Genomic DNA, 25,622 nt, shown 5'->3' with positions numbered 1-25,622 from the left:
CGCAGCCCGCGGCAGCGGGCCCGGTCACCCCTGACCGGGCGCGGGACCCGGCCGGTCCCGGTCGCCCGCCGCGCGCCCCACGGATTCCACCAGCGGCAGCATGCGGTGTGCCACCCGCTCGCGGAGCGCCACGTCGGTCCGGGTCCTGACGACCCCCGGGAGCTGGATCAGCCGTTGGATCACGTCCTCCAGGTGCCCGGCGTCCCGGGCGACGACGCGGGTCAGCAGATCGCCCCCGCCCGTCGTGGAGAACGCCTCGATGATCTCGGGGACGGCCGCCAGGGCGTCGCCCACCTCGACCAGATGCCCCTGTGTGACCTCCAGGTGGACGAAGGCGAGCACGGGATGGCCGAGCGCGGCGGGGGAGAGGGTCGGCCCGGTACCGGTGATCACCCCGTCCCGCTCCAGCCGGTCGAGCCGGGCCTGCAACGTGCCGCGGGCCACCCCGAGGATGCGCGCGTACTCCCGGGCGCTGGTGCGCGGCTGCTCGATCAGCAGGCGCAGGATCCGGGTGTCGAGAGCGTCCACCGCCATGGTCCGCAGGTCTCCTTCCGAGCCGTCCGGTGCGGCCCCGACTCTACCCAGGCCGCGAGGGAGTGCGCCGCCGGGGCGGTGGGGCGGGACGTCAGCCGTAGGAGGACAGCAGCCAGGTCATCAGCGCGGCTGTCAGGACGGACTGGGCCACGGCGGCGCCCCGGTAGCGCCCCCGGCACAGGGCCAGTCCCGCGGCCGCCGGCACGCCGCAGCTCGCCATCAGCTCCATCGCCGGAACGGTCGCTTCCACCCCGTTGTGCGCGTCGGCCCAGCCGCCGATGCCGACCGCGAGCCAGGCGTAGCCGCCGGCGAGCGCGTCGAGCGGCAGCAGGGCCAGGAACACCAGGAGGTTCGCTCCGCCGCTCCGCGGCTCGCGCCCTTCCCGGATCCCGTCCGCGCGCGTGTCCCTGTCCATGTCGGCATCGTGCGCCGCCGACGCGTACTCACATCCCTCCCGCCCCTCGAACCGGAGCCCGGCCGTCCGGTGTGTGCGTCCGCCGTTCGTGCGAGGGTGCTCGCCATGGTGGTCCGTTGGCACGTTGATGGCCGAACGTTCGCACGATCTACTGGGCCGTTGGTACATGGTTCTCCTCCCGGTTTGATCCAAGGGCCCGATAGATGCTGCAATGGATCCATCGATGGCGCTGCGGACTTCCGCGGCGCCTTTTTCATGCGAGTTCTGCGGAGACGCGGAAGGGGCGGAAGTGTGCTGAAGAGGGTGTTCGTGGCGCCGGACCCGGGGCGGGTGCGGCTGCGCTTCGCCGGCCGTGGCGTTCTCGGCATCAGCCTGGCGGTCGCGCTGTGCGGCTTCGCCGGGCACTCGCTGGTGGCGGCCATCACGGGCGGCCTCGCGGCGCTGCTCGCCCTGTTCACCGTGACCGACCCGACGGTCCGGGGCCAGGCGGTCACCACGGCCCTGCTCCCGGCCGTCGGACTGCCGGTCCTCGCCCTGGCCGCCGCGCTGCACGACCAGCCGGTCGCCCGCGACCTGAGCTTCCTCGCCGTGATGGGGGCGGGCGTGTACGCCCGGCGCTGGGGGCCGCGCGGGCACGCGCTGGGCGTCTTCGCGTTCATGATGTTCTTCGCCGCCCAGTTCCTGCACACCGTGCCCGGCCAACTGCCCGAGCTGTACGCCGCGGTGCTGCTGTCCCTGGGCGCCTCGTCCACCGTGCGCTTCGGCCTGTGGTGCTACGAGCGGCGGCTGCCCGTCGCGGCCGCGCCCGCTCCCCCGCAGGGCCCGGGACCGCTGCGCATCACCACCCGGCAGGCCGTCCAGGCCACCCTGGGCGGAGCCTTCGCGCTCGGGCTGGGGCAGGTCCTGTCCGACCAGCGGTGGTACTGGGCCGTGGGCGCCACCTGGTGGGTCTTCGTGAACACCACCTCGCGCGGCGAGACGCTCGTACGGGGATTCCGGCGGGTCCTGGGCACCGTGATCGGCATCGTCGCTGGCTTCGCCGTGGCCCTCCCGCTCGACGGCGCGGGAGCCCCGACCGCCGCCGTCGTCGCGGTCAGCGTCTTCGGCATCTTCTACACGGCGGCGGTCTCGTACAGCTGGATGATGTTCTTCGTGACGGTGATGGCCGGCATGCTCTACGGCGTGCTGGGCGTCCTGGACGCCGCCCTGCTCTGGCTGCGCGTCGCGGAGACCGCCGTCGGCTCGCTCGGCGCGGTGCTCGCCGTGCTGCTGGTCCTCCCCGTCACCACCCACGCCATCACCGACGCGTGGATCCAGAAGGCCCTGCGGTGCGTCCACGCCTGCACGGCCGAGGCGGCCGACCGGCTCGCCGGCTCGACGCTCGCCGACCCAGGCCCCCGCGTCGCCGAACTGGAGGTGCTGCTCGGCCGGGTCCGGCTCTCCCTCGCGCCGCTGGTGCACCCCTTGAACCCGTTGCCGGCCCGCAAGGCGCGCGCCCGCCAGGTGATCGCGCTGCTGGACGACTGCGTGACCGAGGTCCGGGGCCTGGCCTCGATCGCCGCCGACCCGGACGCCTCGCACGACGCACGGCTGTCCGCCGCGTGCTCCCGTGTCGAGGCGGCGGTGGAGATCCTCACCGCGCCCCGTCCCGGCGCGGTCCCCACCGTGCCCGTCCGCGTGCGTCACTCCACCGCGACCGAACCCGCTCTGGCCCACCTCCACGACCTGGAACGTGCCCTCGCCCAGCTCGTGAGCCCGCTGAGCCACGCTCCCTACGCGGCGTCGACACGCGCCTGAAGGGCGGAGCCGGGGGCGAGGAACGGCCGGAGCGCCCGCCCCGCGCTGGGCGGGTGACAGCGGCGGGCCCTCGGGGCGTTCCGGGTGAACCGCGCCTTCGCCCGGGACGCGCCCGCTGCCGGCCGGGCGGGCTTCCGTGCGTGGCCCGCCGCGCGCGAGCCGCGCGGCGGGGATCAGTCCGGGAGCTGGGCCCGCCGTCCGGGAGCGGCGGAGGACTGCATGGTCATCCCGCCGTCGACGACCAGGAGCTGGCCGGTGAGGTAGCGGGACTCGTCGGAGGCGAGGAAGACCATGGTGTGGCCGATGTCCTCGGGTGAGCCGAGGTAGGGCAGGGCGTTGCCCTCGATGAGGCTCTCGATGACGCTGTGCGGCAGGTTGTTCTCCAGCGCGGGAGTCATGACGGCGCCGGGCGCGATGGCGTTGCAGCGCACGTTCTGGGGCCCGTACTGGACGGCGATGGACTTGGTGATGCTGACGACGGCTGCCTTGACGGCCCCGTAGGAGGTCTGCAGGACGTCACCCACCAGTGCGGCGACCGAGGCGGTGTTGATCACCGATCCGCCGCCCGCGCGGATCATGTGCGGGAGCGCGTGCCGGGTGCCGAGGAGCGTGCTGGTCACATTGCGGGAGACCGCCCGGTCGAACTCGTCCATGCTCATGCGCAGCACGTCCAGGTCGGTGCGCGGGTCGGTGCCGCCGACGTGGTTGCAGAGCACGTTCAGGGAGCCGAACTCGGCGACGGTGGCGGCGATCATGTCGGCGATCGAGCCCTCGTCGGTGACATCCACCGTCACGGGGAGAGCCCGGCCGCCGGCCTTCTCGACGAGCGCGGCGGTTTCCGCGGCGGCCTCGGTGCTGAAGTCCGCGACGACGACTCGCGCGCCTTCCCGGCTCATGAGCTGTGCGGCGGCCCGGCCGATGCCGCTGCCGCCACCGGTGATGACGGCGACCTTGTCCTTCAGGCGTTCCATGGGGCTGTCTCCTTCGAATCGGCGCACGACGGGTCGGCCGGCTGCGGCCCGCGGTCGAGGCCGGGACACCGTTCTGTACGTCGGCGGCCCGGGATCGGGGGGTGAGGGGAGCCGGGCCGACACCCGTGACGGGCGCGGGCATCGCCGCGACCCGGGTCGGGCCGCGCTCGGCAAAGAATCCTCTGTTGTGCATGTTACATACATATGAAACGGTCGCAAAGGCGGCGGGCGAAGATCCGGGGCCGGGTGTCACGGGGATACTGGTGCGTCGAACCAGTGGAAGGGACGCGCCACGTATGACACCGCCGAGCGGGCAGGACTCCCGCCTCAATGACCTCGAACGAGAGCTGACCCTGCTCTCGAGGCACTTCATCGCCTCGCGCGGCCCCCGCATCGGTCAGAGCCTCGACCGTTCGGCCTATGTGCTCCTCACTCGTATGGAGGCGGGCGAGCCCCTGACGCTGAAGGAGTTGGCGCACACCTTCCAGGCGGACGTGTCCACCATTCACCGGCAGGTGAGCAGCATGCTGCGGCACGGTCTCGTCGAGCGGCTCGCTGCCCCCACGCGGTCGGGCGCCCGCACCTTCCGTCCCACCCCGCTGGGCCGGGAACGGCTGGAGGCAGACCGGGCCATCAGCCGGGCCGGGGCCGCGCGGCTGATCGAGGCGGCCGGCTGGAGCGACGCGCGCACCCAGCAGTTCCTCACGCTGATGACCGAGTTCAATCACGGCATCGAGCGGCTCGAAGAACTCTCCCGGGACCCTTCCGCCCGGCCCGCGGGCGAGCCGCCCGCCGCGAAGTAGGCGGAGTGCGCCCTCTCCGGGCTGCTCTCCGGACCGGGGAGGGGGGGCTCTGGGACTGTTCGGGGCATTGGTCTGGACCGCGGCGGGCTGCCTGCTACCGTCGGCCGTGAAGATCGCGGCGACGGTGAAGAGGGGTAGCGCGATGATCGGCAACAGCGCCGGGCGGGCATTCATAGGGTCGTTCACCTCGGCGGGCGGGCGCGGCATCACCGCCGCCGCCGTGGACCGGGACACCGGTGCGCTGACGGTGCTGGGGTCCACGGACGCCGTGCCCGACCCCTCGTTCCTCGCCGTCGGCCCGGGAGGCACGGCCCTGTACGCGGTCGGCGAGAGCGCCCCGGGCGTCGCCGCCGCCTTCACCGTCGACGGTGACGTACCGGCTCTCCTGGGGGCTGTCCGCGCCGTCGACGGCGATGCGCCCACCCATCTCGCGCTCGCCGCGAACCACCTGGTCACGGCCAACTACACCTCCGGCAGCGTCACCGCCCTGCCGGTCCTCGCCGACGGGTCCCTCGGGGCGGCGGCCTCGGTGCTCCGGCACGAGGGCAGCGGCCCGGACGCGGAGCGCCAGGAGGCCCCGCACGCCCACCAGGTGCTCGCCGACCCCTCCGGGAACTGGGTGGTGGGCGTGGACCTCGGCACCGACTCGGTACACGTCTGCGCCCTGGACCCCGCCACCGGCGCCCTGCGCCCGCACGGCGAGACGGCCCTGCGCCCCGGCACCGGCCCGCGCCACCTGGCCTTCCACCCCTCGGGCTCGCTCGCCTACGTCCTGGGCGAGCTGGAACCGACCCTCACCGTCTGCCGCTGGGACGCGGCGGCCGGCCGCCTCGACGTACTCGGCGAGACGCCGGTGCTGCCCGAGCACGAGACCGCCGACGACACGGCGCGCACCTACCCGTCCGAGGTGGTCGTCGCGCACGACGGGCGCTTCCTGTGGACGGCCAACCGGGGCCACGACAGCATCTCCGTGCTCACCCTCGACGAGAGCGGCGAGAAGGCGGCCCTGGTGGCCACCGTCGGCTGCGGCGGACACTGGCCGCGCGACCTCACCCTCGACCCGAGCGGCCAATGGCTGTACGCGGCCAACGAGCGCTCCGGGAACGTCAGCTGGTTCGCCGTGGACGCCGAGACGGGCGTCCCGCGGCACGCCGGCTCCGTCGAGGTTCCCGCGGCCTCCTGCGTCGTCCTCGTCTGACAGCGGCCACCCCGGGGCACTGCGCCTGGCGGTCGCCGCCCGGACAGCGCGGCGGGCCCGGACCGGAGATGTCCTCCGGTCCGGGCCCGCCGCGCTGTCCGGCTTCCCGAGCCGCCGCCCCGCGGCGACGGCGTCCGGTCAGTGAGCCTGAGCCCGCTGCGGTGTCGCCGGCGTGATGCCCAGCGTCGTCGCGTAGAGGGAGAGCACGAGCTTGCCGATCGCCGGGTAGGCGCCCAGCGGCTCGGCCGTCGCGCAGCCCGCCTCCTTCGCGGCGGCGTCCAGCAGGCCGGGGTCGACCTCCGGGCCCACCAGGTACGGCGCCAGCGCCAGCTGTGCGGAGCCGGAGCTCTGGAGCTGCTCCGCGACCGAGGCGACCGAGCCGTCCACGTCCAGTGCGGCGGCCATCACCGGCACGGCGAGCCGGGCGGCCAGCAGCATGCCGGTGATCCCGGCGGCCCGTACGGCCTCCTCGCCGCCCACGGTGACCAGCACGATGCCGTCGGCGGCCGTGGCCACGGTGAACAGCCTGGCGCGGTCGGCGCGCGCCAGCCCGGCCTCCGACAGCCGTACGTGCAGGGCCTCGGCGAGCAGCGGGTGCGGGCCGAGCACGTCGGTCAGCTCGGCCTGCGTACCGCTGTCCATCACGGCCTGCCGTATCCGCCGGATCAGCGCGCTGTCGGGACCCGCGAGCAGCGGGACCACGACGGCGGGCGGACCCGCGGGCTCGGCGACCTCACGGCCGACGGCGACGGCCTGCTCGAAGCGCGCGATGCGCTCGGCGGCGGAGTGGGCGAGAACGGTGGAAAGGGTCGGGTACTCGGCATCGTCGCCGTCGAGGTAGCCGATCCGGGCGTTCAGGCCGGGCAGCTCGGAACGGGCGATGCTGATCACCTCTTCGGCCAGGCTGCGCGTGGCCGAAGAGGGGGTACCGGGAACGGCGAGAACGAGCGCGGCAGCGCCCTCGGGTGCGACCACGGGCTCCGGGCGGCGGTGCCGTCCGGACTGGCGAGGTCGCGGCATTCGTACAGGCAGGCCGGAAGCGGGCCCAGTGGGGGTGCTCATGGCGCCGCATGCTACTGGTTTTGCCTGCCCCTCTGTTCGGGGAGGGTCCGGTCGAGCGTTAACTATCCGCTTATGTCCGATGAGTGATGTACCGGCGGAGTGTCCCCGTCTGTCAGGTCGCCTTTCCGTCGCTCCCCGTCCGCCCGCCTCCACCTCCGCCGGCCGTCACCCCGTCCGGGGGGTCTCGCGCGCCGCCGTTCCATCGGGCTGCCCGCCGCCGTGCTCCTGAGGCACGAACAGCATCGTCGGGTGCAGGGGCAGGCGAAGGTCCCCGGCCGCCATGGCACGCGCGATCCGGAGTGCGCCGGTCAGCGGATCGCCCGCCGCCGAGGTCACCCGGGCCCCGGGCAGCCACCGTGACAGCTCCTCGCGCAGGGGCGCGACCAGCGGCTCGCCCATCTTGAACAGGCCACCCGTCAGAGCCACTTCGCCGCCCTCGCCGTCCTCCGCGTCCGTCCCGGCGGACGTCGGGCACACGGCGGCCGCCGCCTCGGCGATATGAGCGGCGGCCTGCCGCAGAATGCCGGCGGCCACCGGGTCCGCTCCGGCGCACGCCGCCACCTCCGGGGCGAACGAGGCCAGCACGGCCGGCCGGTCGGAGCGCGGGTAGAGCAGTCCGGGCAGCGCCTCGGCCGGTCCGAACACGGCCCGCAGCCGGCCCAGCAGAGCGGGGGAGCCGCCCTGCCGCCCGTCATGGGCCCGCATCGCCGCGTCCAGCCCGGCACGGCCGATCCACGCGCCGCCGCCGCTGTCACCCAGAAGATGACCCCACCCGTCGGCCCTGTGCCACTCCAACAGGTCCGTACCGAGGGCGATCATGCCCGTGCCGCCCGCGACGACCGCCCCCGGACGCTGTCCCACCGCGCCCGCGTAGGCCGTCACCGCGTCGGCGGCCAGCGCCAGCCGGCGCACCCCGAGCGCGTCCGCGAGTGCGCCGGGCAGCTCCGAACGCAACCGGTCGCCCAGCGTGGCCATGCCGGCGGCCCCGATCGCCAAGGCCGCGACCTCACGCGACGGGGCGTCATCGGGCCGGCCGTCACCGGTCGTGGTGGCGGACGCCCGGTCCAGCAACTCCCGCGCGGCGGGCAGCAGCATCTCCAGCAGATGCCCGGCGTCGATGCCGCCGGGCCCCGTCCGCACCGGCTCCGCGCAGAGGGTCGTCGCCAGGGGGCCGGGCAGCTCCACCCGGCCCAGCGCCACCCGCAGGCCCGAGCCCCCGGAGTCCACCCCGAGGACGTACGCGCCGGGTCCGGCCGCGCCGGGCGCCGCCGGGGGACGGGTCACGGAAGCCGCCAGTCCACGGGCTGCGCCCCCTGGCGCTCCAGCAGTTCGTTGACGCGGCTGAACGGCCGCGAGCCGAAGAAGCCCCGGTCGGCGGACATGGGGGAGGGGTGCGATGACTCGATCGCGGGGAAGTCGCCCAACTGCGGGCGCAGATTACGGGCATCGCGCCCCCACAGCACCGACACCAGCGGCGTGCCCCGGGCGACCAGCGCCTTGATGGCCTGCTCGGTCACCTCTTCCCAGCCCTTGCCCCGGTGGGCGGCGGGCCGCCGCGGCGCGGTGGTCAGCGCCCTGTTGAGCAGCAGCACCCCCTGCCGCGTCCAGGGCGTGAGATCGCCGTTGGACGGCCTGGGCAGCCCCAGGTCCGCGTGCAGTTCCCGGAAGATGTTCTCCAGACTGCCCGGCAGCGGCCGGACGTCGGGCGCCACCGCGAAGCTCAGCCCGATCGCGTGCCCCGGGGTGGGATACGGATCCTGGCCGACGACCAGCACTCTCACCTCCTCGAACGGCTGTTGGAACGCCCGCAGTACATGTGCCCCCGAGGGCAGGTACGTGCGTCCCGCGGCGATCTCCGCGCGGAGGAAGTCGCCCATAGCGGCGACGCGTTCGGCGACGGGTTCGAGGGCGTCGGCCCACCCCGGCTCGATGATCTCTTTCAACGGTCGTGCTGCCACGGCCCGCACTCTACTGCTGATACGACCACTCCGATCAACTGCCGTCAGTCGAGCGCCACCGCCCGCACGCACAGGACGTCCGGCAGATGCGACGCGAGCTGCCGCCAGCTGTCCCCGTCGTCCGCGCTGGCGTACAACTCGCCGTTGCGGTTGCCGAAGTAGACACCGGCGGGATCCGCGTCGTCGGTGCACAGCGCGTCCCGCAGCACCGTGCCGTAGTGCGCCCCGTCCGGCAGGCCCTCGGTGAGCGGCTCCCAGGTGCGTCCCGCGTCGGTCGTGCGGAACACCCGGCAGCGGTGCTCCGCCGGGACCCGGTCGGCGTCGGCGTTGATCGGGAAGACGTAGGCCGTGTCACCGCGGTGCGGGTGCGCGACGGCGGCGAACCCGAAGTCGGAGGGCAGGCCCGCGCCGATGTCGCTCCAGTGGTCGCCGGAGTCGTCGCTGCGGAACACGCCCCAGTGGTTCTGCAGATAGAGGCGGTCCGGGTCGGCCGCGTCCCGGGTGACCTTGTGGACGCACTGGCCGAACTCCGGGTCCGGATCCGGGAGGAAGACCGCGGAGACGCCCTTGTTCGACGGAGTCCAGCTCGCGCCGCCGTCCTTGGTCCGGAACACTCCGGCCGTCGACACGGCGACGGTCACGGCCCGGGCGTCCCGGGGGTCGGTCAGGACGGTGTGCAGCCCCTCGCCGCCGCCGCCCGGCTCCCACCGCGAGCGGGTCGGGTGCTCCCAGAGCGGACGGACCAGCTCGAACGACTCGCCCCGGTCCTCGGAACGGAAGAGCGCGGCCGGCTCCGTGCCCGCGTAGACCACGTCCGGCGCCTCCGGCCCCGCGGGATGCAGCTGCCAGACGCGCTCCAGCGACGCTCCGGTGGACTTGGGGAACTTCACCGCGGGCTGTCGCGGCTCGGTCCAGGTCTCGCCCAGGTCGTCGGAGTGGAAGACGGAGGGGCCCCAGTGCGCGCTGTCCCCGCCGACCAGGATTCTCGGAGTGTCCCCCCGGGTGTCCACGGCGACCGAGTAGATCGCCTGCGCGTTGAAGTGCGGGCCCGTGATCGCCCAGGTCCCGCCGTGCCTGCGGCCGATGAAGAGACCCTTGCGGGTGCCTGCGGTGAGCAATACGTCGGTCATGGTCCTGGACCTCCCGAAACGCCGTTGTGTCGGAACAGTGCCAGTCTGCACCCGGCCACTGACAGCGGCCCGCGCACGGGCCCGCCGCCCCGGCCGCGTCGGAGTGGCCCCACTCGGGAGGCCCTCCGGGAAGCCGTTCAGGAGGCCGTCCGACGGATGCCGTGCCCTTGACCGGCGTCCGGTGGCGGACCTAGCGTTCAGCTGCCGTGGAAAGCGCTTGCACGGAGACCGGTGCGACACGCCCCCGAGCGGTCGTGCGGCCCGTGCCGCCGAGACCCAGGAGCCCCCGTGGTGACCTTCGAAGGACTGCCCGGCGCCGTCGCCGTCTCGCACCTGAGCGTCTACGACTGGCCCGCCGCCGACGGGCTGCGCGGGGGCACCCCGCATCTGCACCTGACCTGCTCGGAGGGGTACGTCGTGGTCGGCGGCAGCGGTTCTGTGCAGACCCTCACGGCCGCCGGATTCCAGGAGACCCCGCTGACGCCCGGAGCGCTCGTGTGGTTCACGCCGGGCGCCGTGCACCGCCTGGTCAACGACGACGGGCTGCGCGTCATCGTGCTCATGCAGAACAGCGGGCTGCCCGAGGCGGGCGACGCCGTGCTCACGCTGCCGCCCCGCTGTCTCGCGGACCCGGAGGTCTACCGCGCGGCGGCGACGCTGCCCGTGGACGCCGCGGAGGCCGTGCGGGAGCGGGCCGCACGGGCCCGGCGCGACCTCGCCGTGGAGGGGTTCCTGGTCCTGCGCGAGGCCGTGGAGGCCGGCGACCCGGAGCCGCTGGCAGCGTTCCACCGCGCCGCCGCCGCGCTCGTCCGTCCCCGGACGCCCGAGTGGCGCAGCCGCTGGAAGAAGGGGGCGGCCACGGCCGCCGCCGCCACCGCCGGGCAGCTCGACGCGCTGGACCGGGGCGAGTCGGACCACCTCGCCGACGCCCGCGTCCACGCCGAAGTGCCCGCCGAGCACGGCGGATTCGGCATGTGCGGCCGCCTGGACGTCTACCGGACCTGAGCCCGCTCCACCGGTGTCCCCGGTCGGCACGCACCGGGCCCCGCCCCGCTCGCACGCTCGGCCGCCGGGTGCTGACATGCTGACCCGGTCCGGACGACGGCCCGGACGGCGGCGCCCGGACACGGCCGGGCGCAGGGACACCGAGGAGACGACGATGAACAGCGGGATCACGGACGCCGACGGCCGTCCGGTGCCGGTCACGGTCACCGTGGGCGAGCCCGCGCCGAGCACGGTCGCCGCGGGCGAGCCGGGCCCCCGCGTCTCGATCCGGCTCTCGCCCCCGGCCGGCGAGCTCGTCTGGTCCTGCACCCCCGGCGCGGCCCGCGAGCTGGCCGCCGTACTCCTCCGGACGGCCGTGGAGGCCGAGAACGCGCCGGGGGAGCGTCCCGTCACGGTCGCGGCGGGCGAACTGCGCCGGGGCGACGTGCGCGACGGCGACCGGTCCATGACCGTGGAGAGCGCCCGGACCGACGGCTCCGCGGTCCACGTCACCTGGAAGTCCGGGGCCGGCCGCAGCTGGACCCAGGCATACGCCGCCGATACCGCCATCACCCTCAAGCGGCGACTTTCCGGCGGGCGTTGACGCTCCCGTCCCCGCCCTGTCCCGCCGGGTCCCTCGCACCGCCTCCCCGACCGGCCGCAGCGGGTGCGCGGCGTCGGTAGGGTGGCGCGTGATGTTCACCAAACAGGGCCCCACCGTGCGCGAACTGGCCGTTCAGGCGCTCTCCTCGACCGAGCGCGGATACGATCTCCTCGCCCCGAAGTTCGACGAGACGCCCTACCGCACCCCGGACCGCGTGCTCGACGCCGTCACCCGGGCGGTGCGCGAGCTCGGACCCTTCGACACCGGAATCGACGTCTGCTGCGGCACCGGCGCGGGGGTCGGCGTGCTCCGGCAGCTGTGCCGGGAGCGTGCGGTCGGCGTCGACTTCAGCGCGGGCATGCTCGCCGAGGCCCGTGCCGCCTTCCCGCCCGGGAGCGAGAAGCCGGCGGTGCACTGGGTACGGGCCGACGCCCGCTCCCTGCCCTTCGCGCCCGCCTTCGATCTCGCCCTGAGCTTCGGCGCGTTCGGCCACTTCCTGCCCGCCGAACGCTTCGGCCTCTTCGCCGAGGTGTACGGATCGCTGCGGCCGGGCGGGCAGTTCGTCTTCCCGATCGGCGCACCGCCCCCGGTGGGATCGCGCGCCTACTGGTCGCTGTTCGGCTTCGACGCGGCGATGCGGGTCCGCAACGCCCTGTGGCGCCCGCGGTTCGTCATGTACTACCGCACGTTCCGGCTCGGCGACGTGCTGGAGGACCTGACGCAGGCCGGATTCGTCGTGCGGCTGCTGCCGCTGACCGACCTCGGCGCGCGCCCCGACGGCAGCCCGCGCGCCCGGCTGGTGGTGGCGACCCGGGAGGGATGACGCGGCCGGCTGTTCACCGGTCCCTGTCGCGGGCCGCCGCCAGCAACCCGGGCCAGTCGGGAATCTTCACCGGGCCGCGCCCCAGCGAACGGCCCAGCTCCGCCTCCGCGCGCTCGATCGACAGCCAGCCGGACCACTCCACCGGCCGCAGTCCCCACTCCCGCAGCACGGCCAGCGGATCGTCCGCCGCCCGGCGGCGCCTCAGCACGGCGGCGTCCTCCAGGAGGGAGGCCACCGTCTCCTTGGCGCAGGAGCGGTTCGAACCGATCACCCCGGTCGGCCCCCGCTTGATCCACCCCGCCACGTACTCGCCCGGTGCCGGCGCCCCGTCCCGCAGCACCCGGCCCGCCGTGTGCGGCACCGTGCCGCGCACCGGGTCGAAGGGCAGCCCCGGCAGCTCCACCCCGCGGTAGCCGACCGCCCGCAGGACCAGCTGCGCCTCGACGTCCTCGTACGCGCCGGTGTCCCGGACCCCGCCCCCGCTGTCCGGAGCCGTCCGCGCGAACCGCACCCCGGCGACCCGCCCGTCGCGCTCCAGCAGTTCCACCGGCCGCAGGAAGAACCGCAGCCGGATACGGCGCCCGGCATCGGCCGCCGCCGGCTCCCCGGCCGCCGACCAGCCGCGCAGGACCTCCAGGTTCCGCCGCACCACGGCGGGCAGCGACAGCGCTCCGGGCAGGCCGTCCGGAGCGGCGTACGCCGGGTCGAGCGCGAGCTCCGCCGGGTCGACGACGACCCGTGCCCCGGGCAGCGCCCCCAGCTCCCGCAGCTCCTTGGTGGTGAACCGGGCCTGGGAGGGGCCCCGGCGGCCCACGATGTGCACATCGCGCACCCGGCTCTCCTCCAGCGCGCTCAGCGCCGCACGGGGCACGTCGGTGGCCCGCAGCTCGTCGGCGCCGCGCGCCAGGATCCGGGCCACGTCGACCGCGACGTTGCCCACGCCGATCACGACGGCCGAGCGGGCGTCCAGGACGAACGGGTCGGCGCCGACGTCCGGATGGGCGCTGTACCAGGAGACGAAGCGGGTGGCGGAGTAGCTGCCCGGCAGACTCTCGCCCGGCACCGCGAGCGCGCGGTCGGCCGACGCCCCCACGCAGTAGACGACCGCGTGGTACAGCTCCGCGAGCCGGGCGGGGGAGACTCCTTCCGCCCCGCCGACGCCGACGTTGCCCACGAAGGTGACCCGGTCGTCCTCCAGCACCGCCCGCAGACTGTTCTGCAGCGACTTGATCTTCTCGTGGTCGGGGGCCACCCCGTAGCGCACGAGCCCGTACGGGGTGGGCAGCCGGTCCAGGACGTGCACGCGCACGTCGGGCACGAGCGACTGCCGGAGCAGGGCCTGAGCGGTGTAGACCCCGCTGGGACCGGAACCGACGACGGCGACGGAGAGCACGGCGCACCTCTTCCCGGAGGTTCCCTCCAGGATGGCACCGCCGGGCCGATCCGGACCGCCGTGCGCACGGGGCGATCGGCCGAGTGGCTCAGTCCATCAGCCCCCGCATCCGGTTGATCTCCACGGTCTGCTGGGCGACCACGTCGCTCGCCATCTCCTCGACGATGACGTCGTTCCCCTCGGTGAGCGCCTCCGTGGCCATGGTGATGGCCCCCTGGTGGTGGGTGATCATCAGCTCCAGGAAGAGCTTGTCGAAGGCCTTGCCCTCGGCGGCGCGCAACTTCTCGATCTGGGCGTCGGTCGCCATGCCGGGCATCGTGGTGTGGTCGTGGTGCTCCTTGCGCCGGTCGCCGCCGTTCCTTTCCAGCCATCCCTTCATCGCGCCGATCTCCGGCTTCTGGCCTGCCGATATGCGATCCGCGAGCCGTTCGACGGTGTCGGCGGACGTCCGTCCCGGGACGAGTCCGGTCATCACGAGGGCCTGTCCGTGATGTTCGATCATCATCCGCGCGTACCGGAAGTCGGCGGAGTTGGCGGTGTCCTGACCGGCCTCCTCGACGGCCTCCTCGGCGGAGAGCGTCCGGGCGGGCTCGCCCGGTCTGCCGGGCGCGACCACGCCCGGGCCCGAGTCCTTCGCCCTGTCCGACGTTCCGTCACCGCTGCCCGCGTCACAGGCTCCCAGGGCGAGCACGGCGGCAACCGCCGCCGCCGCGAAAGCGGTTGAGCGCGGAGCTGTGGACCGGCGATGGATCAACACGGTGACCTCCTGTGCCACATGGTTTGTTGCAGACCGTCCTAACACGCTTCCACAGGACGATGATCAAAAACTTTCATTACGTCTGTGTTGCCATCTGTTGATGTGTACATGGGAGGGACGATACTGCCGAGGGTTCATGAACCGTTCGACCCCGAACGGAGACAAGGGAGGACGCAGTGACCTCGTTGCACACCACCCGCGTGCGGCGCAGACGTCTGAGCGCGGTGGCAGCCGCGGCCGGACTCCTCGCCACGCTGCTGACGGCCACCACAGCGGCCGCGACCCCCGACCCGGGCGACGCCCCGGCAGACCGCGGTTCCGTCACCAGGAGCGAGCAGGCCGAGGCCAGGGCCGCGATAGCCGGTGGTGACATCCCCGGCGTGGACGAGATCGTCCACAGCTCCAACATCAAGCACCTGACGAACGTGCCGAAGAGCGCCCTCAAGGGCACCAACACGGACCTCGCGTTCCAGGGGAAGTACGCGTTCGTGGGCAACTACGACGGCTTCGTCATCTACGACATCAGCAAGCCGAAGAAGCCCAGGACGGTCGCGCAGGTCCTCTGCCCCGGTTCGCAGAACGACATCTCGGTCTCCGGGAACCTGCTGTTCCTGTCGACGGACTCCTCGCGCAGCGACGACTCCTGCTCCAGCACCTCCCAGCCCGCCACGGAGAAGTCCTCCTGGGAGGGCATGAAGATCTTCGACATCAGCGACAAGCGGCAGCCGAAGTACATCGCCGCCGTGGAGACCGCCTGCGGTTCCCACACGCACACGCTGGTGCCGGACGGCAAGAAGAACGTGTACGTGTACGTCTCCTCGTACTCGCCCAACGAGACGTTCCCGGACTGCAAGCCGCCGCACGACGGGATCTCCGTCATCAAGGTGCCGGTCAAGGCTCCCCAGAAGGCCCGGATCGTCAACTTCCCGGTGCTCTTCCCGGACGGCGGCAACCCCGGGGCGCCGGAGAACCCCGGTGTCTCCAAGACGACCGGCTGCCACGACATCACGGTGCTGCCGTCCAAGGACCTCGCCGCCGGCGCCTGCATGGGTGACGGTCTGCTGTTCTCCATCGAGGACCCGGAGCACCCGAGGATCATCGACCGTGTCCAGGACAACGTGAACTTCGCGTTCTGGCACTCGGCGACCTTCAACCAGGGTACGAACAAGGTCGTCTTCACCGACGAACTCGGCGGCGGCGGCGCGGCCACCTGCAACGCGGAGATCGGGCCCGAGCGGGGCGCCAACGGCATCTACGACATCGTCGGCAAGGGCGACCAGCGCAAGCTGGTCTTCCGCAGCTACTTCAAGATCGACCGGCACCAGGCCGACGCCGAGGTCTGCGTCGCCCACAACGGCTCGATCATCCCGGTGAAGGGCCGTGACCTGATGGTCCAGGCCTGGTACCAGGGCGGCATCTCCGTCTGGGACTTCACCGACTCGTCCAGGCCCGAGGAGATCGCCTTCTTCGAGCGCGGCCCGGTCACGCTCGACCGGGTCACCACGGCCGGCTCCTGGTCGGCGTACTACTACAACGGCCACATCTACTCCAGCGACATCGCCAAGGGCTTCGATGTGCTGAAGCTGAAGGACCGGCGCACCGACCCGGCCGAGCGGGTCGAGCTGGACGAGCTCAACACGCAGACGCAGCCGGACTACTTCGACCGCTGATCCGTCAGAGTCCCGCAGTCCCCGTGCTCCTGCACCCGGGGCCGGTGTTCCCGGGCGGACGTCCGCCCGGGAACACCGGCCCCGCCGCGTGTGCCGCCGGAAATTCATTGACCGATGAGCCGGGTGGGGACATGCTGGATCCCTGCGACGGCGGACTCCGCAACTCCGGTCCCCGGCGCGGTCCGCGGCCATGTCCCACGAGACACGTCGCGGGTGCGCCCGGATCCGGCGACGCGGGGGATCGCCGGATCGGGCGCGATCTCCGTACGGGCTCCCGGCGCCGGGAGACGGCGGTCAGGCGGCGGTGCGGACGCTTCCGCCGGTGGCGGCGGCCCACTCCACCAGCAGCCGCTGGTAATCCGCCTCGTCCTGCGGCGTCAGGCAACCGCCCGAACGCCGCCACAGGTCGCGGATCTCCGCGTTGACCTCGGCTGCGGAACGAGCGGATACGGACGACGACATCGGGGACATGCCCACCAGGCTACGGCCACGAACGCCTGCCCCTACCCCTTTCGCGGCGGGATATGCCTCACACCCCGGTCCGGTCCTCGCGGTTCGCCGCGGGCCTCATTCCGGCACGAGACCCAGCGAACGCAGGCCGTCGGGCCGAGCCGCGACCGGCAGGTGGTCCACGAACCGGACCTCGCAGCCGAGGGCGGCCGCGCCACCGTCCGCGACCCGGTCGTCACCGACCATGACCACCTCCGACGGGTCCCGGCCGATCAGCGAGCAGGCGATGCGGAACAGCCCCGCGTCGGGCTTCTGGAGCCCGTGCTCGAAGGACAGGACATAGGCGTCGACCAGGGCGTCGAGCCCGTGCGCGCGGAAGACCGGACGCAGGTCCCACCCGATGTTGCTGACCACGCACACGGCGACACCCGCCCTCCGTAGCCCCGCCAGCACCTCGGCGCTGTCCGGATAGGGCCGCCAGGCCTCCGGCCGCATATGGCGGTCGTACAGCGCGTCGTACAGCCCCGGCTCGGGAAGGGCGACGCCCCGGGACAGACCCGTGTACGCCTCGCGGTGCAGGGCGGCGCTCAGGTCCCGGCGGGACATCGCCCCGGCCAGCCGGTCGGGGACCCGGACCGGGGGCGGCCCGCCCGGCAGTGCCCCGGCCTCCGTGAGCCCGCTCACGTACCGCTCGAAATCCTCCGGGGTGACGTCGACGCCCTCCTCACGCAGCACGGCGGCGAGCCAGTCCCGGACCGGCTCGATACGGAACAGGGTTCCGGAGAAGTCGAACAGCACGCCTGTGACCGTCATGGGCGCGATCCTTCCCGGCCCGCCCCCGTGTCGGCAAGGGCGCCCTCCCGGACCGGCGCGTACCGGGCGTACGCCGCGGCGCTCAACGCCACCACGGCCACCCCCAGCAGCGCACCCCCCATCACATCGGTCAGCCAGTGCACCCCCAGGTACACCCGGGTCGCCGCCACCCCGATCGCCGAGACCACCGCCACGGCCAGCGCCGCGCCCCGGGCACCGGGGCCCGCGCCGTACAGCCGCAGCAGCCAGACGAACAGGCCGCAGGTCACGACGGCCGTCATGGCGTGCCCGGAGGGAAAGGCCGCGTAATGGGCCGAGTCCACCGGATCGGGCCACTGCGGGCGCTCCCGGCCCACCGCCGCCTTCAGTCCCTGCTGGAGCAGGGTGGAGATCAGGCTCGTCGCGGCCACCCAGAGGGCGAGCGGGCGCGCGCCCCGCCACCACAGGACGACCACCGTCACCGCGATCAGGGCCCGCATGGTCCAGGGATCCCACACCCAGTCCGTCAGCACCCGGCTCACCTGGACCAGACCGGGATCGGCCACCGCGTGCCGGTGCAGGGCGTCGGCGACCGCCCGGTCCAGGGACATCAGCGGCGACCAGCGCGCCGCCACCAGCACGAGCAGTACGAGAGCGGCCGCGCCGACGACGGCTGCGGTCCACACGGCGGGCGCGGTGCGGGGCGAGGGATCCGGCGAGCGGAAGCGGCGGAGGGGGGAGGACATGGGGTGATCCTCGCGGAGGACACCGCCCGAAGGCCAACCCGGGGTGCGGGCGAGGGCGTGCGGGGCGTCACGGCCCCGGTTCCCGGTCCGGACGGAAGGCCCTAACCCAGCGCGCGGAGTCCGGGGACGAAGGCCACGAACACCGGGACGACCGGGACCAGCGCGGCGGCGGCCGTCAACCGGAGCCTGCGGCCCGCCGTCAGCCGTTCGACCGGGGCCAGCAACCGGTTGACCCGCAGGGGCACTTGGGCCTGCGGGGTGGGGCAGGGGCCGAACACCCCGCGGTCCTCGTTGAGTCCGACCAGGGCGAGCGCGGTCGTCAGCCGGCCGAAGCGGCGCGACGCCACGTCGTCCGCGGCCAGTTCGACCAGCCGGTGCATCTCGTCGCGGAACGCGGCGAACACCGGGATCTGCGGGAAGCCGATCGCCAGCGCGGACGAGCAGTGCAGCAGCCAGTCGTGCCGGGCCGCGGCGTGCCCCTGCTCATGGGCGAGCACCGCATCGAGCTGACGGCCCTTCAGCCGGCCCAGCGCGGCGGTGGTGATGACGAGCTGCGGAGCCGTGCCGGGCAGCCACCAGGCGTCGGGGCGTTCGCCCTCCAGCACCACGAGACGGTCGGCGCCCGGCTCCTCGCCCGGCAGCAGCGGGGAACGCACCAGCAGTTCCGCCCGGCGCTGCTTGCGGCGACGCCGCGCCCGCCGGATCTCCCTCAGGAGCATCGCCCCGGTCCACAGGCCGCCCATCGCCAGCAGCACCGCGATGACCGCCGACCACGGCCCGTACGCCGCCAGGGCGTACGCCTCGACGACGGCGTGCGGGGCGGGGGCGAAGACGTGGCCGCGCACCGCCTGCCAGGCGGCGGCCGCGCTCAGCGTCATGGACAGGGCGAACGACAGGAGGACCCCGGCCACCACGCACTGCCAGACCCACAGGGCCACGACCGGCTCCCGCTCCGGCCACCGGGCGCGCGCCATCACGCGGGGGGTCACCAGGGCGGTCAGTGCACCGAGCAGCAGCAGCGCGAGGGAGACCAGCATGGCCTCAGCTTATGAGGGGCGGGTCGGCCGGGGGTACGGCCGTGACCGGCAAGTGACGTAGACCACGGTTTGCCGGGGGTTCTGTCCCACTTCCTGTCTCACAGAGTGAGCAGCATGGCGAACATGCCGATGCCCATCGTCAGCCTGCAGGCCGACATGAGCTGGGGCCGGCCGTCCGTGCCGCCTCCGGATCCGCCCGGTCCCCGGGCGGATTGGCCCGTGCCGCCGGCCGGGGCCACGGCGGTCCCGGGCAGCAGTCGGCCGGCCGAGCCCAGCACGTAGAACGCGTAGTAGACGAGCAGCGCCCCGGTCAGCAGGGGTATGCCTCCCGCGCCCGCGGCGGCCCCGTGCCCGGCATGCCCGCCCCCGCCGCTCCCGGTGACCGCGGGGGCCATCGCCACGGCCATGTAGACCATGGCCAGCGAGCCGACGAGATGGTGCAGATGGTGGCCGCCGCCCAGGGCGGGCCGCAGCGCGCGCAGCGCGGCCGCGCCGAACAGCGCCGCGTACACCGCCCAGGCCCAGTCCGGGAGCGACAGCGCCGCCGCCGGGACGGCCATCGCCGCCATGCCGAAACCCATGACCGCCTCCGAGCGCGCGGTGCGGCGCTCCTGCCGCGTCCCCGCACGGGCGCGCGACAGGCAGGATGCGCCGCTCACCGCGCACAACGCCATCAGCAGCCAGCCTGCCAGGGCCCCTCCGTGCACGGCGCGCCTCCCCCGGGTCGGACGTACGGCACTGCCGCGGGTCGTCCCATCGATGCCCGGGCGGTCGCCGCCGAATCCGGCGCACGGGGGTGTGAAGGAGGTGCGCCGGGGCTCGCCGGGGGCGCTCCGCGTCGCGCTACTCTCGACCGCACGTGCGGAGGCGAAGACCGCGACCGCGCGTACGGCAGGCAGGTCCTGCGTACGGCAGCAGAGAACGGAGCACCCACCATGGACACCGCCACGCCTCCCGACGCGGCCCGGCTGATCTTCCGCGACGCGACCGAGGACGACGTACCGGCGCTGGTGGCCCTCGTCGAGTCCGCCTACCGGGGCGACTCCAGCCGCACCGGCTGGACCACCGAGGCCGACATCCTCCAGGGGCAGCGGACCGACGAGCAGGGTGTGCGCGAGGTCCTCGACGCTCCGGCCGGCCGGCTTCTCGCGGTCGAGCGCGGCGGCGCGCTCGTCGCCTGCTGCCAGCTCGAACACCGGGGCGACGCGGCCTACTTCGGCATGTTCGCGGTGCGGCCGGGACTTCAGGGCGGCGGACTCGGCAAGCTGATCATCGCCGAGGCGGAGCGCACCGTCAGGGAGAGCTGGGGCGTCGGGGAGATGCACATGACGGTGATCTCGGTGCGCGAGGACCTGATCGCCTGGTACGAGCGCCGGGGTTACCGCCGTACGGGAGTGCTCACCCCGTTCCCGTACGGTGACGAGCGCTTCGGGATCCCGCAGTGCGACGACCTGGCCTTCGAGCTGCTCGTCAAGAACCTTGAGGTGGGCGACGCGGGGGAAGGCGCCTGAGGGCGCCCGTCCTCAGGCGGTGAAGCGGCCGGCGCGGCGGATCTCCGGGAAGTCGGTCGTCGCGCCGTCCAGGCCCAGCGCCCGCGCGAGCCGCAGATGGTCCTGGGTGTTCACCACCCAGCCGATCACCTTCACGCCCTCGGAGTGCGCCTGCTCCACGACCTCCAGGGTGAGGCGGCGGATGTTCAGCGCGAGTGTCGCCGCGCCCGCCGCCTTCGCCCGGTCCACCACGTCCGCGCCCCAGCGGCTGGCGATCAGGACCGTGCGTACGCCCGGCACCAGCCGCGCGATCTCGGTGACGGCCTCGTCGTGGAAGGAGGACACCTCCACCCGGCCGGCGAGATCGCGCTCCCGGATCACGTCCGCCAGCGCGCGGGCCGCCGCCACGTCCTTGATCTCCGCCTGGAGCGGGGAGGAGACGGCCTCCAGCACCTCCTCGAAGACGGGGATCCGTTCGCCCTGACCGGCGTCGAGCTCGCGCAGCTCCGCCAGGGTCCTGGCCGCGATCGGTCCGGTCCCGTCCGTGGTGCGGTCCACGTCCACGTCGTGCATCACGACGAGCGCGCCGTCCTTGCTGAGATGGAGATCCAGCTCAATGGCGTCCATCCCGGACTCCTCGGCGCGGACGAAGGAGCGCAGGGTGTTCTCGGGCTCGACGCCCATCACTCCGCGATGACCCAGGGTGAGAAAAGACAAGGCGACCTCGTTTCCGTCGGCGGCGGTCCGTCGACTGCTCCTGCCCGCGCGGAGGTGCGGCAAGCGGAGGTACGGCGATGCGGCACTGGGGAGGGTAGCGGCCGGGGACCGCGATGTCCCCCGTCGTGCGGGCCCGGTCGCCCGTGCCCGGGAGGAGCTGATGGAACTGTGCGCCTACCCGAGATGCGACAGGAAAAACAGCGGTGACCATGGGGGGTACGCAGGATAATTTCCAGGGCTCCACTTGTCGGGAGCAACCTCGCACGGCTACGGTGAATCCACGCGAGGTTCTCCCGTGGAGGAAGTGTTATGACGGAAATTCTTGTGCACGACGCCACCGACGGCGCGATAGCTACGGCCCAGCGGGTGGTCGAGCACCCGGCCTGGCCCGTGCTCAAGGATGCCGTCGAGGAGATCCGCCCCTGGCAGTCCAAGGACGGGTCCATCGACTTCGAGGCCGAGGGCGCCCCGTCCCCGGCCGTCGTCGAGCGGGTCCTCGACCGGGTGACCGGAGCGGTCGAGGAGCTCTCCCCGCTCCTCCCGCACGACGCCGCCTACCACCGTGCGCTCGTCACCGACCTGCGCCGCTGGGCCGCCGACGGTTTCCGCGTCCCCGACTTCCTGGACTCGCTGCTGGCCTTCCAGCCCGCGAAGAACCGGGCCGACGGCCTCCAGCACCTCGTCGTCTTCGCGATGTACACGCAGAACGGCAACCCCGACCGCAACCTCGAAGCGGTCGTGCTGAGGATGGTCTGGCCCGAGTGGCTCGCCGACCTGGAGGCGAACCGCTACGACAACCCGCTCTTCTGCGGCATCACCTTCGAGGACTTCACCGCCGGGTACGACACCCACTCCGCGGTGCTCTTCCCGGAGACCATCGCCGTGCGCGAGGCCCCCGAGCGCTTCAGCTGGGGCGGCATCTTCTGCGACCGCGAGGCCGCCCGCTTCCGCCGCGTCACCGAGGCCTCCGTCGACCTGCTCGGCCTGGAGCTGCCCGACGACATCCGGGAGATGATCGGCGACCAGAAGCGCTGCGAGCAGGCGTTCGTCCTGTGGGACATGGTCCACGACCGCACCCACAGCCACGGTGACCTGCCGTTCGACCCGTTCATGATCAAGCAGCGCCAGCCCTTCTGGATGTACGGCCTGGAGGAGCTGCGCTGCGACCTCACCGCCTTCAAAGAGGCCGTGAAACTGGAGTCCGAGGGCAACGCCCACGGCCGTGACGTGCAGTACGCGGTGCTCTTCGACCGGATGTTCCGCTTCCCGGTCTCCGGCGAGCGCGTCCGCAACTACGACGGCCTCGGCGGCCAGCTGCTCTTCGCGTACCTGCACCAGCACGACGTCGTCCGCTGGACCGACAACACCCTGAAGATCGACTGGGACCGTGCCCCGGAGGTCACCAACCAGCTCTGCGGCGAGATCGAGCAGCTCTACCGCGACGGCATCGACCGCCCCAAGCTGGTCCACTGGTTCGCCGCGTACGACCTGGTGTCCAGCTACCTCGCCCCGCACCCGGGATCCCGCTGGGCCAAGGGTCCCGACGCCCTGGACCTCACACTTCCTCCTCGCAAGCTCGTCGACGACGTGCTTCCGGACGAGTTTCCCCTGAGCATGTTCTATGAGGCGCTCGCCAAGAAGCTGAAGCACGTGATTGCCTCTGCCAAGGGAATCACCGCGGCGAACGACGAGCGGGCAGCCGCGTGAACCATTCTCCCGAGGAGGCGGTGGCCATGAACGCGAACGGCACGGGCGAGGGGACCGGTGTGCTCGAAGGCGCGGTGATCGCGGTCGCCGGAGCGGCGGGCCCCGCCGGCCGGGCGACGCTGCTGCGGCTCGCCGAGGCGGGCGCGACGGTCGTCGGGTGCGACGCCCACCCGGAACGGCTCGCCGAGGCGGTGGACGCCGCGCGGTACGCCCACGGCGGCGCGACCGTCACCGGCGAGACCATCGATCTGCTCGACCTCGACGCCACCCGTGACTGGGCCAAGCGCACCGAGGCGGAGTTCGGCCGCATCGACGGCCTGGTCCACCTCGTCGGCGGCTGGCGCGGCAGCCCGTCGTTCCAGGAGACCGTGCTCTCCGACTGGGACGCCCTGGAGAAGCTGCTCGTCCGCACCGTCCAGTCGACCTCGCTGGCCTTCCAGGAGGCCCTCGAACGCAGCGACCGGGGCCGCTACCTCCTGATCAGCGCCGCGGGTGCCAGCAAGCCCACCGCGGGCAACGCCGCCTACTCCTCCGCCAAGGCCGCCGCCGAGGCGTGGACCCTCGCGCTCGGCGACGCCTTCCGCAAGGCGGGGGGCGAGGACGGACCCGCGGCGGCTGCTGCGATCCTGGTGGTCAAGGCACTGGTGAACGACGCCATGCGCGCCGAGCGCCCGAATGCGAAGTTCGCGGGCTTCACCGACGTCACCGAGCTGGCCGAGGCCATCGCCGGCGTGTGGGACAAGCCCGCCCCCGAAGTGAACGGAAAGCGCCTGTGGCTGACCCCGCAAACGTGAGGACCGACGCGCGACGTCACCACGACCCGCAGGTACGCGGCTTCGCCAGTGACAACTACGCGGGCGCGCACCCGGAGGTCCTCGCGGCCATCGCCCTCGCCAACGGCGGCCACCAGGTCGCCTACGGCGAGGACGAGTACACCGGTCACCTCCAGCGCGTCATGCACAGCCACTTCGGCCCCACCGCCGAGGCCTTCCCGGTCTTCAACGGCACGGGCGCCAACGTGGTCGCCCTCCAGGCGCTCACCGACCGCTGGGGCGCCGTCATCTGCGCCGAGTCCGCGCACATCAACGTGGACGAGGGCGGCGCGCCCGAGCGGATGGGCGGGCTGAAGCTCCTCACCGTGCCCACGCCGGACGGCAAGCTCACCCCGGAGCTCATCGACCGGCAGGCGTACGGCTGGGACGACGAGCACCGGGCCATGCCGCAGGTCGTCTCGATCACCCAGAACACCGAGCTGGGCACGGTCTACACCCCCGACGAGATCCGCGCCATCTGCGACCACGCCCACGAGCGCGGCATGAAGGTGCACCTCGACGGGGCCCGGATAGCCAACGCCGCCGCCTCGCTGGACGTGCCGATGCGGACGTTCACCAACACGGTCGGCGTCGATGTGCTGTCCTTCGGCGGCACGAAGAACGGCGCGCTCTTCGGCGAGGCCGTCGTCGTGCTGAACCCGGACGCGGTCCGGGCCATGAAGCACCTGCGCAAGCTCTCCATGCAGCTCGCCTCCAAGATGCGCTTCGTCTCCGTCCAGCTGGAGGCGCTGCTCGCCCGCGACCTGTGGCTGCGCAACGCCCGGCACGCCAACGCCATGGCCCAGCGGCTCGCCGAGGGCGTCCGGGCCGTCGACGGGGTGGAGATCCTCTACCCGGTCCAGGCCAACGCCGTGTTCGCCCGGCTGCCGCACGCGGTCAGCGAGCGGCTCCAGGAGCGCTTCCGCTTCTACTTCTGGGACGAGGCGGCCGGGGACGTCCGCTGGATGTGCGCGTTCGACACCGGCGAGGACGACGTCGACGCCTTCCTCCAGGCGCTCAAGGAAGAGATGGCGCGATAGCGCACATCGTGCATGACTATGCGGCCGACTGGAAAGTGATGGACTTTCGGTCGGCCGCTTCGTACGCTCCTGGTTCATGGAGCTGACACAGCAGTCCCCGGACATCGGCGCGTATCTGGCCGCCGACGAGGTCATCGACCATGAGCATCCTCGGGTCAGGGAGGCGGCGAACCGCCTCGCGCCCGACGCCGACGGTGCATACACATACGCTCGGGCCGCTTTCGAGTTCGTCCGCGACACCATTCCGCACTCCGCCGACTCGGGGGATCCGCGCGTCACCTGGCGCGCCTCCGACGTGCTCGCCACCCGTACCGGCATCTGCTACGCCAAGTCGATCGCGCTCACCGCGCTGCTGCGGGCCGGCGGCATCCCGGCCGGCCTCTGCTACCAACGCCTGGTCGGCGCGGACGGTGTGACCCCGGTGATCCACGGCCTGGTCGCGCTGAAGCTCCCCGGAGCCGGAGCCGGAGCCTGGGGCTTGGCGCGGGTGGATCCGCGGGGCAACAAGCCGGGAGTCGACGCGCAGTTCTCGCTGGAGGGGGAGCGGCTGGCCTGGGTGGCGCGCGAGGAGTTCGACGAAGTCGACTATCCCGTTGTCCATGCCGCACCGCCCGAGGCGATCCTCCACGCGCTGAAGAGCGCCCGGGACCGCTCGGAGCTGCTGCGGAACCTCCCCGCGGCTCTCTGAACGCGGCCCCGGGCAACGCCCTCTTCCCGCTCGGAGGGCCTCGC

The 25,622-nt window shown here is 73.1% G+C and carries 27 protein-coding genes; 12 read left to right on the top strand and 15 right to left on the bottom strand.

Annotated elements, in window-relative coordinates:
* Nucleotides 1-24: 24 nt before the first annotated feature.
* Together OG245_RS03315 and OG245_RS03310 are read right to left on the bottom strand one after the other, a co-directional pair.
* A complete protein-coding gene (locus OG245_RS03315) occupies nt 25-534 on the bottom strand; it encodes an Lrp/AsnC family transcriptional regulator (protein WP_371622041.1) in 510 nt (169 codons plus the stop codon).
* A 91-nt stretch (nt 535-625) separates the two neighbouring features.
* Nucleotides 626-949: a hypothetical protein gene (locus OG245_RS03310; RefSeq protein WP_371622040.1), complete on the bottom strand. Its 324-nt coding sequence runs from the start codon at nt 947-949 to the stop codon at nt 626-628.
* Between the two features lie 291 nt (nt 950-1,240).
* Between OG245_RS03310 and OG245_RS03305 the strand changes: the two genes are divergently transcribed.
* Nucleotides 1,241-2,746: an FUSC family protein gene (locus OG245_RS03305; RefSeq protein WP_371622039.1), complete on the top strand. Its 1,506-nt coding sequence runs from the start codon at nt 1,241-1,243 to the stop codon at nt 2,744-2,746.
* Between the two features lie 173 nt (nt 2,747-2,919).
* Here OG245_RS03305 and OG245_RS03300 read toward each other — a convergent pair whose 3' ends face one another.
* Nucleotides 2,920-3,717: an SDR family NAD(P)-dependent oxidoreductase gene (locus OG245_RS03300; RefSeq protein ID WP_371622038.1), complete on the bottom strand. Its 798-nt coding sequence runs from the start codon at nt 3,715-3,717 to the stop codon at nt 2,920-2,922.
* Nucleotides 3,718-4,013: 296 nt separating this feature from the next.
* Here OG245_RS03300 and OG245_RS03295 point away from each other — a divergent pair, with 296 nt between their 5' ends.
* Together OG245_RS03295 and OG245_RS03290 are read left to right on the top strand one after the other, a co-directional pair.
* On the top strand, nt 4,014-4,520 hold the full coding sequence (locus tag OG245_RS03295) for a MarR family winged helix-turn-helix transcriptional regulator (protein ID WP_371622037.1): 507 nt from the start codon (nt 4,014-4,016) through the stop codon (nt 4,518-4,520).
* 142 nt (nt 4,521-4,662) lie between these two features.
* On the top strand, nt 4,663-5,718 hold the full coding sequence (locus OG245_RS03290; protein ID WP_371622036.1) for a lactonase family protein: 1,056 nt from the start codon (nt 4,663-4,665) through the stop codon (nt 5,716-5,718).
* A gap of 138 nt (nt 5,719-5,856) precedes the next feature.
* Here OG245_RS03290 and OG245_RS03285 read toward each other — a convergent pair whose 3' ends face one another.
* The 4 genes from OG245_RS03285 to OG245_RS03270 form a co-directional block, all read right to left on the bottom strand.
* The gene (locus OG245_RS03285) at nt 5,857-6,780 is read right to left on the bottom strand and encodes a sirohydrochlorin chelatase (RefSeq protein WP_371622035.1); all 924 of its coding nucleotides are present in this window, start codon (nt 6,778-6,780) and stop codon (nt 5,857-5,859) included.
* Nucleotides 6,781-6,945: 165 nt separating this feature from the next.
* The gene (locus OG245_RS03280) at nt 6,946-8,064 is read right to left on the bottom strand and encodes an N-acetylglucosamine kinase (RefSeq protein ID WP_371622034.1); all 1,119 of its coding nucleotides are present in this window, start codon (nt 8,062-8,064) and stop codon (nt 6,946-6,948) included.
* Nucleotides 8,061-8,738, bottom strand: coding sequence for a uracil-DNA glycosylase (locus tag OG245_RS03275; protein ID WP_032792802.1), 678 nt, complete (start codon nt 8,736-8,738; stop codon nt 8,061-8,063). The genes OG245_RS03280 and OG245_RS03275 overlap by 4 nt, the downstream gene beginning before the upstream one ends.
* A gap of 44 nt (nt 8,739-8,782) precedes the next feature.
* On the bottom strand, nt 8,783-9,868 hold the full coding sequence (locus OG245_RS03270) for a WD40/YVTN/BNR-like repeat-containing protein (protein ID WP_371622033.1): 1,086 nt from the start codon (nt 9,866-9,868) through the stop codon (nt 8,783-8,785).
* A gap of 288 nt (nt 9,869-10,156) precedes the next feature.
* Between OG245_RS03270 and OG245_RS03265 the strand changes: the two genes are divergently transcribed.
* The 3 genes from OG245_RS03265 to OG245_RS03255 all read left to right on the top strand — a co-directional run bounded on the left by OG245_RS03265 (nt 10,157) and on the right by OG245_RS03255 (nt 12,279).
* Nucleotides 10,157-10,873 carry a cupin domain-containing protein gene (locus OG245_RS03265; RefSeq protein ID WP_371622032.1) on the top strand — a complete coding sequence of 239 codons (717 nt, stop codon included), beginning with the start codon at nt 10,157-10,159 and terminating at the stop codon, nt 10,871-10,873.
* Between the two features lie 154 nt (nt 10,874-11,027).
* Complete coding sequence (locus OG245_RS03260; RefSeq protein WP_371622031.1) at nt 11,028-11,456, top strand: hypothetical protein; 429 nt, start codon at nt 11,028-11,030, stop codon at nt 11,454-11,456.
* 91 nt (nt 11,457-11,547) lie between these two features.
* On the top strand, nt 11,548-12,279 hold the full coding sequence (locus OG245_RS03255) for a class I SAM-dependent methyltransferase (protein WP_371622030.1): 732 nt from the start codon (nt 11,548-11,550) through the stop codon (nt 12,277-12,279).
* A gap of 13 nt (nt 12,280-12,292) precedes the next feature.
* On the opposite strand, the gene OG245_RS03250 is transcribed toward OG245_RS03255, so the two are convergent.
* Entirely contained in the window at nt 12,293-13,672 is a 1,380-nt protein-coding gene (locus OG245_RS03250) for an FAD-dependent oxidoreductase (protein WP_371622029.1), read from the bottom strand.
* An 88-nt stretch (nt 13,673-13,760) separates the two neighbouring features.
* Nucleotides 13,761-14,447 (bottom strand): DUF305 domain-containing protein, encoded by a 687-nt coding sequence (locus tag OG245_RS03245; protein WP_371622028.1) that lies wholly within the window; start codon nt 14,445-14,447, stop codon nt 13,761-13,763.
* Nucleotides 14,448-14,605: 158 nt separating this feature from the next.
* Between OG245_RS03245 and OG245_RS03240 the strand changes: the two genes are divergently transcribed.
* A complete protein-coding gene (locus OG245_RS03240; protein WP_371622027.1) occupies nt 14,606-16,099 on the top strand; it encodes an LVIVD repeat-containing protein in 1,494 nt (497 codons plus the stop codon).
* Between the two features lie 294 nt (nt 16,100-16,393).
* On the opposite strand, the gene OG245_RS03235 is transcribed toward OG245_RS03240, so the two are convergent.
* The 5 genes from OG245_RS03235 to OG245_RS03215 form a co-directional block, all read right to left on the bottom strand.
* Complete coding sequence (locus OG245_RS03235; protein ID WP_371622026.1) at nt 16,394-16,570, bottom strand: hypothetical protein; 177 nt, start codon at nt 16,568-16,570, stop codon at nt 16,394-16,396.
* Nucleotides 16,571-16,666: 96 nt separating this feature from the next.
* A complete protein-coding gene (locus tag OG245_RS03230) occupies nt 16,667-17,362 on the bottom strand; it encodes an HAD family hydrolase (RefSeq protein ID WP_371622025.1) in 696 nt (231 codons plus the stop codon).
* Nucleotides 17,359-18,087, bottom strand: coding sequence for a phosphatase PAP2 family protein (locus tag OG245_RS03225; protein ID WP_371622024.1), 729 nt, complete (start codon nt 18,085-18,087; stop codon nt 17,359-17,361). Before OG245_RS03225 ends, OG245_RS03230 begins: the two co-directional genes overlap by 4 nt.
* Before the next feature lie 101 nt (nt 18,088-18,188).
* Entirely contained in the window at nt 18,189-19,124 is a 936-nt protein-coding gene (locus OG245_RS03220) for a M56 family metallopeptidase (protein ID WP_371622023.1), read from the bottom strand.
* A gap of 98 nt (nt 19,125-19,222) precedes the next feature.
* On the bottom strand, nt 19,223-19,831 hold the full coding sequence (locus OG245_RS03215) for a DUF5134 domain-containing protein (RefSeq protein WP_371622022.1): 609 nt from the start codon (nt 19,829-19,831) through the stop codon (nt 19,223-19,225).
* A gap of 228 nt (nt 19,832-20,059) precedes the next feature.
* On the opposite strand from OG245_RS03215, the gene OG245_RS03210 reads away from it, so the two are divergent.
* Entirely contained in the window at nt 20,060-20,635 is a 576-nt protein-coding gene (locus OG245_RS03210) for a GNAT family N-acetyltransferase (RefSeq protein WP_371622021.1), read from the top strand.
* Nucleotides 20,636-20,647: 12 nt separating this feature from the next.
* Here OG245_RS03210 and OG245_RS03205 read toward each other — a convergent pair whose 3' ends face one another.
* Nucleotides 20,648-21,298, bottom strand: a complete 651-nt coding sequence (locus OG245_RS03205) for a glycerophosphodiester phosphodiesterase (RefSeq protein ID WP_371627796.1) — start codon at nt 21,296-21,298, stop codon at nt 20,648-20,650.
* 342 nt (nt 21,299-21,640) lie between these two features.
* On the opposite strand from OG245_RS03205, the gene OG245_RS03200 reads away from it, so the two are divergent.
* The 4 genes from OG245_RS03200 (at nt 21,641) to OG245_RS03185 (ending at nt 25,578) form a co-directional block, all read left to right on the top strand.
* A complete protein-coding gene (locus OG245_RS03200) occupies nt 21,641-23,038 on the top strand; it encodes a DUF6421 family protein (RefSeq protein WP_371622020.1) in 1,398 nt (465 codons plus the stop codon).
* 26 nt (nt 23,039-23,064) lie between these two features.
* Nucleotides 23,065-23,832 (top strand): SDR family NAD(P)-dependent oxidoreductase, encoded by a 768-nt coding sequence (locus OG245_RS03195; protein ID WP_371622019.1) that lies wholly within the window; start codon nt 23,065-23,067, stop codon nt 23,830-23,832.
* Entirely contained in the window at nt 23,829-24,890 is a 1,062-nt protein-coding gene (locus tag OG245_RS03190) for a low specificity L-threonine aldolase (protein ID WP_371627795.1), read from the top strand. Before OG245_RS03195 ends, OG245_RS03190 begins: the two co-directional genes overlap by 4 nt.
* 76 nt (nt 24,891-24,966) lie before the next feature.
* Entirely contained in the window at nt 24,967-25,578 is a 612-nt protein-coding gene (locus OG245_RS03185; protein WP_371622018.1) for a transglutaminase family protein, read from the top strand.
* Nucleotides 25,579-25,622 lie beyond the last annotated feature (44 nt).

The sequence above is a fragment of the Streptomyces sp. NBC_01116 genome (assembly GCF_041435495.1).
Lineage (GTDB): Bacteria > Actinomycetota > Actinomycetes > Streptomycetales > Streptomycetaceae > Streptomyces.
This window is presented reverse-complemented; position numbering and strand designations above follow the sequence as displayed.